The sequence below is a fragment of the Microbacterium sp. Leaf351 genome (assembly GCF_001423825.1).
Taxonomy (GTDB): domain Bacteria; phylum Actinomycetota; class Actinomycetes; order Actinomycetales; family Microbacteriaceae; genus Microbacterium; species Microbacterium ginsengisoli.
This window is the reverse complement of sequence record NZ_LMPK01000002.1, coordinates 182,376-188,885: the sequence shown is the minus strand read 5'-3', so window position 1 is coordinate 188,885 and position 6,510 is coordinate 182,376. Positions and strand designations below refer to the sequence as shown.

Here is a 6,510-nt window from a genome sequence, read left to right as displayed (position 1 = left end):
CCCCGGCCGCCTACCGGCAATGGCTCGCGCGACGGATGCGTCCGCTGCTGCGCGCCCATCGACTTGACGGGCGGGATGAGACCGAACTGCCCACGCGCACCCGTCGGGGCGCGGCATCCGCCCCGCCCGCGGTGCGCACGACGGGCGCCTCCGCGGTGCCCACCCCACAGACGACCGCGGCCGCCCGTCTGTTCTGACGGACGGCCGCGAAGGCGGCGACGGGGCTCGGCTCGGGCCCGCGTCATCGGATCAGGCGTCGACCTCGGCGAGCTGGCGACCGGCGAGCTCCTCGATGAGGTCGTCGCCCGGGCGGGCATCCTCGAAGGGCGCGTTGATCTCGGCGCGCTCGAGCATCTCCGTCATGCGACGACGACGCTGACGGGTGATGAGGGTCACGACCGTGCCGCTGCGACCCGCGCGTCCGGTGCGGCCCGAGCGGTGCAGGTAGGTCTTGTACTCGTCGGGAGCGTCGGCCTGCACTACGAGGTCGATGTCGTCGACGTGGATGCCGCGGGCCGCGACATCCGTCGCCACCAGCACACGCACCTTGCCGTCGGTCAGACGCTGCAGGTTGCGAGTGCGCTTGGCCTGGTTGAGGTCGCCGTGCAGCGCGACGGCCGGGATGCCGGCGTCGTCGAAGCTCTCGGCGAGCATCTCGGCGTAGGCGCGGGTGCGGGCGAAGACGAGCGTCTTGCCCTCACGGTCGACGAGCGAGGTGACGACCTCGGCCTTGTCGCGGTGGTCGATCACGAGCACGCGGTGGTCGATCGTGCCCGACTCCTGCGTCTCACCGGCGACCTCGTAGACCTCGGGCTCGACGAGGAACTCGTCGACGAGGGCGGCGACCTCACGGTCGAGGGTCGCCGAGAAGAGCAGCTTCTGACTGCCCTCGGCGGTGCGACGCAGGATGCGCTGCACCGGCTCGACGAAACCGAGCTCGCACATGTGGTCGGCCTCGTCGAGCACCGCGATGCTCACCTCGGAGAGGTCGAGACGACCCTGCTCGATGAGGTCCTCGATGCGGCCCGGGGTGCCGATGATGATGTCGACGCCCTTCTTCAGCGCGCCGACCTGACGGGCCTGCGGGACGCCGCCGTAGATCTGCGTGGTGAACAGGCCCACGCTGCGGGCGATCGGCTGCACGGTGCGGTCGATCTGCAGCGCCAGCTCGCGCGTCGGCGCGAGGATGATCGCCTTGGGGGCGCGACCGTACTCGCGCTTGCTGCCGGCCTGCGCGCGCAGGATCGACTCGACGAGCGGCGCGCCGAACGCGATCGTCTTGCCGGAGCCGGTGCGACCGCGGGCCAGCACGTCACGGCCGGCGAGGATCGGGCCGATCGTCGCCGCCTGGATCGCGAACGGGGCGGCGGCGCCGAGCTCGGCGAGGGCCTTCACGATGTTCTGACCGAGACCGAGCTCGGCAAAACCCTGACCCTCGACGGTCTCGGCCTCGACGGCCTGCGCCTCGAGACGCTCGTGCACGACGTCGACGTGCTCCTCGAAGCGGGCAGGCTTCGCGTTCCAGTCGGCGCGGTTCGGGGCGTCGTCACGACGGGGACGGGCATCGCGGCGGTCACCCGTGCGCGGGGCGCGGTCGTCGCGGCGGTCGCGGTCGCCGAAGGAGGGACGGTCGCCGCGGTCGCGGTACGACGGACGGTCGTCACGGTCACGANACGCTCCGCCCGGTCACCGTACGACGGACGCTCGGAACGCTCGCCGTACGGACGACGCTCGGCGCGATCGCCGAAGGAGGGCCGGTCGCCGCGGTCGCCGTACGCGGGACGCTCGTCACGGTCACGCGCCGGACGACGCTCGGCACGGTCACCGTACGACGGACGCTGGTCGCGGTCGCCGTATGCGGGACGCTCGGAACGCTGACCGTACGCGGGACGCTCGCCGCGGTCGCGATACGACGGGCGGTCGTCACGGTCACGCNACGCTCCGCCCGGTCACCGTACGACGGACGCTCGGAACGCTCGCCGTACGGACGACGCTCGGCACGGTCGCCGAAGGAGGGACGGTCGCCGCGGTCGCCGTACGCGGGGCGGTCGCCGCGATCGCGGTACGACGGACGCTCTCCGCCGCGGGCGGGACGATCGGTGCGGTCGCCGTACGACGGACGCTGGTCGCGGTCGCCGTAAGGGCGACGCTCGCCGCGGTCCTCGAAGGAACGACGGTCGTCGCGGTACGAGCCGCGACCGCCGTCGGCGGCGTGCTGACGGATGCCGCGAGCCTCGTCGCGGCCGGCCTTCTCCTGGGCGCTCCAGCGACGCTTGGGCGCCTCGGCGGCCTGCTCGTCGGCGCGATATCCGCGGTGGTTGGGGCTCTTGGAGCCGGGACGGGCCGTGGCGCTCGAGCTCTCGCCCGGGCGGCGCTTGCGGTCCTGGAACCCGGTCTTCGACCCGTAGCGCGGGTCGAAGTTCTTCGCCGGACGACCGCCGGCGGGCTTCTTGTTCTTGGGCATGGTGAGTTCTTCTTCCTCGTGTCTGAACGCACGAGAACAGCGCTCGGTTCATGCCGAGCATCCCGGGCGCACGTGGGCCGGGGGCCGTTCAAGTGATGGTGGTCATGAGCGCCGAATAGCGCACACCATCGGCCCCGAGGACTCACACAAGAAAGAAAACCGCGTCACGCGGTGTCCGAAGCCCACCCTCTATCGTAGCGCACGTCGCATTACGCTGAAGACATGAGTGCTGCGCCGGCCACGGGCATCCCGTTTCACATCGGTCGGGGCGCGGTCTCGGCCTCCANCCCCGATGAGCTGCCCACACCCGCTGCGTGCGGGGTCGTGCTGGTGCCGTGGCCGAACCGTGTGCGTGCCGGAGCCTGGAGCCAGCGCGACCGCAGCTACCAGCTCGCGCTCACCGAGCCTCAGCTGGGCAACGCCTCGCACGGGCTGCTGCGCTTCGCCACGTATGCAGCCGACGAGGTCGCCCCGGACAGCGTCACCCTGCGGGCACCGGTCGTGCCCCAGACCGGCTATCCGTTCCACCTCGACACGCGCGTCACGTATCGCATCGCGGAGCGCGGCATCGAGGTACGTCATGAGATCACCAATGTCGGCGGAGAGGACGCGCCCGTCGCCGTCGGAACGCATCCGTACCTGCAGATCTCGGATGTCGCGACCGCCGACCTGACCGTCGAGATCGACGCCGCGACCCGCTATCTGCTCGACGACCGCAAGCTGCCCGTCGGTACCGCCCCGGTCGATGCCGCCCACGACCTGCGCACGCCGCGTCGGGTCGGCGACCTCGACATCGACACCGCGTACGCCGACCCGGTGCGCGACGACGAGGGGCGCATCCACGGGCTGCTGCGCGCCCCGGACGGACGCACCGTCGACCTCTGGGCGGGCGATGGCTTCACCCACCTGCAGGCCTTCACCACCGACCGTTTCCCCGGCACCCCCGTCGCGATCGCGATCGAGCCGATGACGGCACCCGCCGACGCCCTCAACTCGGGCGATGGGCTGCGCTGGCTGGCGCCCGGTGAGAGCTGGCGACTGGTCTGGGGCATCGATCTCGTCGTGTGACCACGGATGACGACACCCCGCGCGTCGGGGGAATGGCGATGGATGCCGCGCGGTTGCGGCCTCCTCGGAAAGGAACTCCCATGAAGTCAGTGCAGATCGTGAGCTGGGGCGCCACCGACGACCTCGAAGTGCGGGACATCCCCACGCCCGAGGCGGACGGCGGACAGGTGCGGGTGAAGGTGCAGGCGACGGGACTCAACCCCGTCGATTGGAAGATCATCGAGGTGATGCAGGACAAGCCGGGCGGCTATGGCGCCCACATCGTGCTGCCGTCGGGCAACGGCAACGACTACGCCGGTGTCGTCGACCAGGTCGGCGAGGGTGTCACGGGGGTCTCCGTCGGTGATGCGGTCTTCGGCGGCAGCCGCTACTTCGCGCAGGCCGAGTACGTCGTCGTCGACGCCGGCAGCGTCATCCCGATCCCCGACGGGCTCACCGTCGCGCAGGCCGGCGGACTCGACATCGTCGGCCGCACGGCTGTGGCGAGCGTCCGTCAGGTCGCACCGCAGGCGGGCGAGACCGTGCTCGTCTCGGCGGCCGCGGGCGGCGTCGGCGTCATCGCCGCGCAGCTGGTCCGCCTCGCGGGAGCCCGCGTGATCGGCACGGCGAGCCCTGCCAACCACGGCTACCTCACCGAACTCGGCATCGAGCCGGTCGCCTACGGCGACGGACTCGTCGAGCGTCTGCGCGAGCTCGCGCCCGAGGGCATCGACGCGGTGCTCGACAACCAGGGTCGCGCGACCCTCGAGGCCGCGGTCGAGCTCGGCGTGCCGACCGGACGCATCAACACGATCGCGGAGCACTCCTTCGCGGCGCAGCACGGCATCTCCTCCGTCGGCGGCGCGAAAGCCGACAACAAGGACCTGGCCGAGCTCGCCGGCCGCGTCGCCACGGGCGAGATCCTCTTCCCGATCGATTCGGTGTACCCGCTCGATCAGGTGACAGCGGCCTACGCGCACCTGAAGGCGGGCCACCTGCGCGGCAAGGTCGTGCTCGAACCGTGAGCACGGAGTCGGGTCGGCGCGCAGAGCCGCGTCGTCCCGACTGCTGCGGCCGGCCCGCTGCTGCGCTCGGCGCGTCGCGCTCAGTCCGCGGGCGGGCCGAGCAGCGGCCGCAGCTCGAGGCGGCGGTTGCACGCGCGTGAACCCTCGATCATCAGGGTGCGCGCGGCATCCTCATCGTCCGCCTCGATGATCCAGAACCCCGACGTCCACTCGGGCGCCTCGACGAGAGGTCCGTCGACGAGCACCGGATCGGCGCCGCGACCGTCGATGAGAACGGATGCCGCAGGATGCGCGAGGCCCGCCCCGAACACCCAGTGGCCGCCGTCGACGAGCGTCTGGTTGAAGACGTCGATCGCGGCCATCTCCTCAGGCGTCGCCGACGAGCTGCGACTGTCGACCACGTTCACCAGGAACTGCATGGGGTGATCATCCTCCCGGAGCCGGCGCCGCGCCACTCGTCCGGTCAGTGCGCGGGGCTCGCCTCCGCCACGGCCGAGGTCTTCGCCGCCCGACGCGCCTGACGACGCTCCTTGGCACCCTCGACGAGGTTGTAGAGCGTCGGCAGCACGAGCAGGGTGAGAAGCGTCGACGACACGAGCCCGCCGATCACGATGATCGCGAGCGGCTGCGAGATGAACCCGCCGTGCCCGGTGATGCCGAGCGCCATCGGGGTCAGCGCGAAGATCGTCGCGAGCGCCGTCATGAGGATCGGGCGCAGACGCCGCGAGCCGCCGGCGATGACGGCGTCGTGGGCCGAGAGACCCTTCTCGCGGTACTGGTTGACGAGGTCGACGAGCACGATCGCGTTCGTCACGACGATGCCGATGAGCATCAACACGCCGATGAGAGACGCGACACCGAGCGGCACGCCCGTGACGACCTGCAGGATGATGGCACCGGTCGCGGCGAACGGCACCGACACCAGCAGCAGCAGCGGCTGACGCAGCGACTTGAAGGTCGCGACCATGACGATGTAGACGATGAGGATCGCCGCGAGCAGCGCGAGCCCGAGCTGCGAGAACGCCGACGACTGATCGGAGGCGACACCGCCGATCGTGGCGGTCGCGCCACTGGGCAGCACGGTGTCCTTGAGCGCGGTGTTGACGCTCGCGGTCGCTGTCGCCAGGTTGTCGGTCGACGGCGTGATGGTGATCGCCGCGGTGCGCTGGCCACGGTCGGTCGTGATCGAGACCGGGCCCTGACTCTGTGCGACAGTGGCGAGCGAGTCGAGGCGCACCTCGCCGGCCGCCGTCGGGATCTGCAGCGCCTTGAGCGCATCGACAGTCGTGGGCACGTCGCTCGCCTGCAGGTAGACACTCACGCCGGTTCCGTTCAGCTCGACGGTGCCGACCTGCTGCGGACGCATGGTGTTCGAGACGATGCTCCCGACCGCGACCTCGGAGAGCCCGGCCGCGGCGGCCTTCGCACGGTCGACCGTGACGGCGATGAAGGGCAGCGAGGCGGACAGGTTGCTGGAGATCTGACCGATGCCCGCCTTCCCCTGCACAGCCTTCACGAGCGCGTCGCTCGACTGCTGCAGCGAGGACTCATCCGGTGCGGTGATGTCGATCTCGATGTTGCTCGACGTGAACCCGCCGCCCGACGCCTGCACCTGCACGGTGCCGACGTTCGGAAGCGCCGACAGCGTCGACTCCACGCGGGTGCGCAGATCGACCTGATCGACCGAGGCGTCGGTGGTGATCGAGTAGGTCACGCCTGACCCGCCGCCCGAGAAGGCGTCGCGCAACGACGACCCGCTCGAGCCGATCGAGGTCTGCACCGTCTGGACGCCGCTGACGCCCTTCAGCGCCTGCTCGACCTGTTTCGCTGCGGCGTCCTCGGAGTCGAGGCTGGCCGCGTTGCCGAGCGACTGCGTCACCGTGAGCGTGTTCTGACCGGAGTCGCCCAAGAAGTTGATCTTCATGAGCGGCGCCAGCCCGCCGGTGCCGACCAGCACGAGCACGGCGATGAGCA

At 70.9% G+C, this 6,510-nt stretch carries 4 protein-coding genes and 3 pseudogenes; 3 read left to right on the top strand and 4 right to left on the bottom strand.

The window, feature by feature from the left end:
- Positions 1 to 197, top strand: a pseudogene (locus ASG00_RS16280) (Rv2578c family radical SAM protein); the annotation flags it as partial.
- Positions 198 to 249: 52 nt separating this feature from the next.
- On the opposite strand, the pseudogene ASG00_RS16275 reads toward ASG00_RS16280, so the two are convergent.
- Positions 250 to 1,672 (bottom strand): annotated as a pseudogene (locus ASG00_RS16275) (DEAD/DEAH box helicase); the annotation flags it as partial.
- A 264-nt stretch (positions 1,673 to 1,936) separates the two neighbouring features.
- Positions 1,937 to 2,464, bottom strand: a pseudogene (locus ASG00_RS16265) (DEAD/DEAH box helicase); the annotation flags it as partial.
- Between the two features lie 324 nt (positions 2,465 to 2,788).
- Here ASG00_RS16265 and ASG00_RS01425 point away from each other — a divergent pair.
- Both ASG00_RS01425 and ASG00_RS01420 read left to right on the top strand, forming a co-directional pair.
- The gene (locus ASG00_RS01425; protein ID WP_268771862.1) at positions 2,789 to 3,532 is read left to right on the top strand and encodes an aldose epimerase family protein; all 744 of its coding nucleotides are present in this window, start codon (positions 2,789 to 2,791) and stop codon (positions 3,530 to 3,532) included.
- Between the two features lie 80 nt (positions 3,533 to 3,612).
- Entirely contained in the window at positions 3,613 to 4,536 is a 924-nt protein-coding gene (locus ASG00_RS01420; protein WP_056206279.1) for an NADP-dependent oxidoreductase, read from the top strand.
- An 80-nt stretch (positions 4,537 to 4,616) separates the two neighbouring features.
- Here ASG00_RS01420 and ASG00_RS01415 read toward each other — a convergent pair whose 3' ends face one another.
- Together ASG00_RS01415 and ASG00_RS16260 are read right to left on the bottom strand one after the other, a co-directional pair.
- On the bottom strand, positions 4,617 to 4,955 hold the full coding sequence (locus ASG00_RS01415; RefSeq protein WP_056206277.1) for a YciI family protein: 339 nt from the start codon (positions 4,953 to 4,955) through the stop codon (positions 4,617 to 4,619).
- Positions 4,956 to 4,999: 44 nt separating this feature from the next.
- Positions 5,000 to 6,510 (bottom strand): efflux RND transporter permease subunit (locus ASG00_RS16260; RefSeq protein ID WP_235559036.1); only part of this gene is annotated, 1,511 nt, incomplete at its 5' end.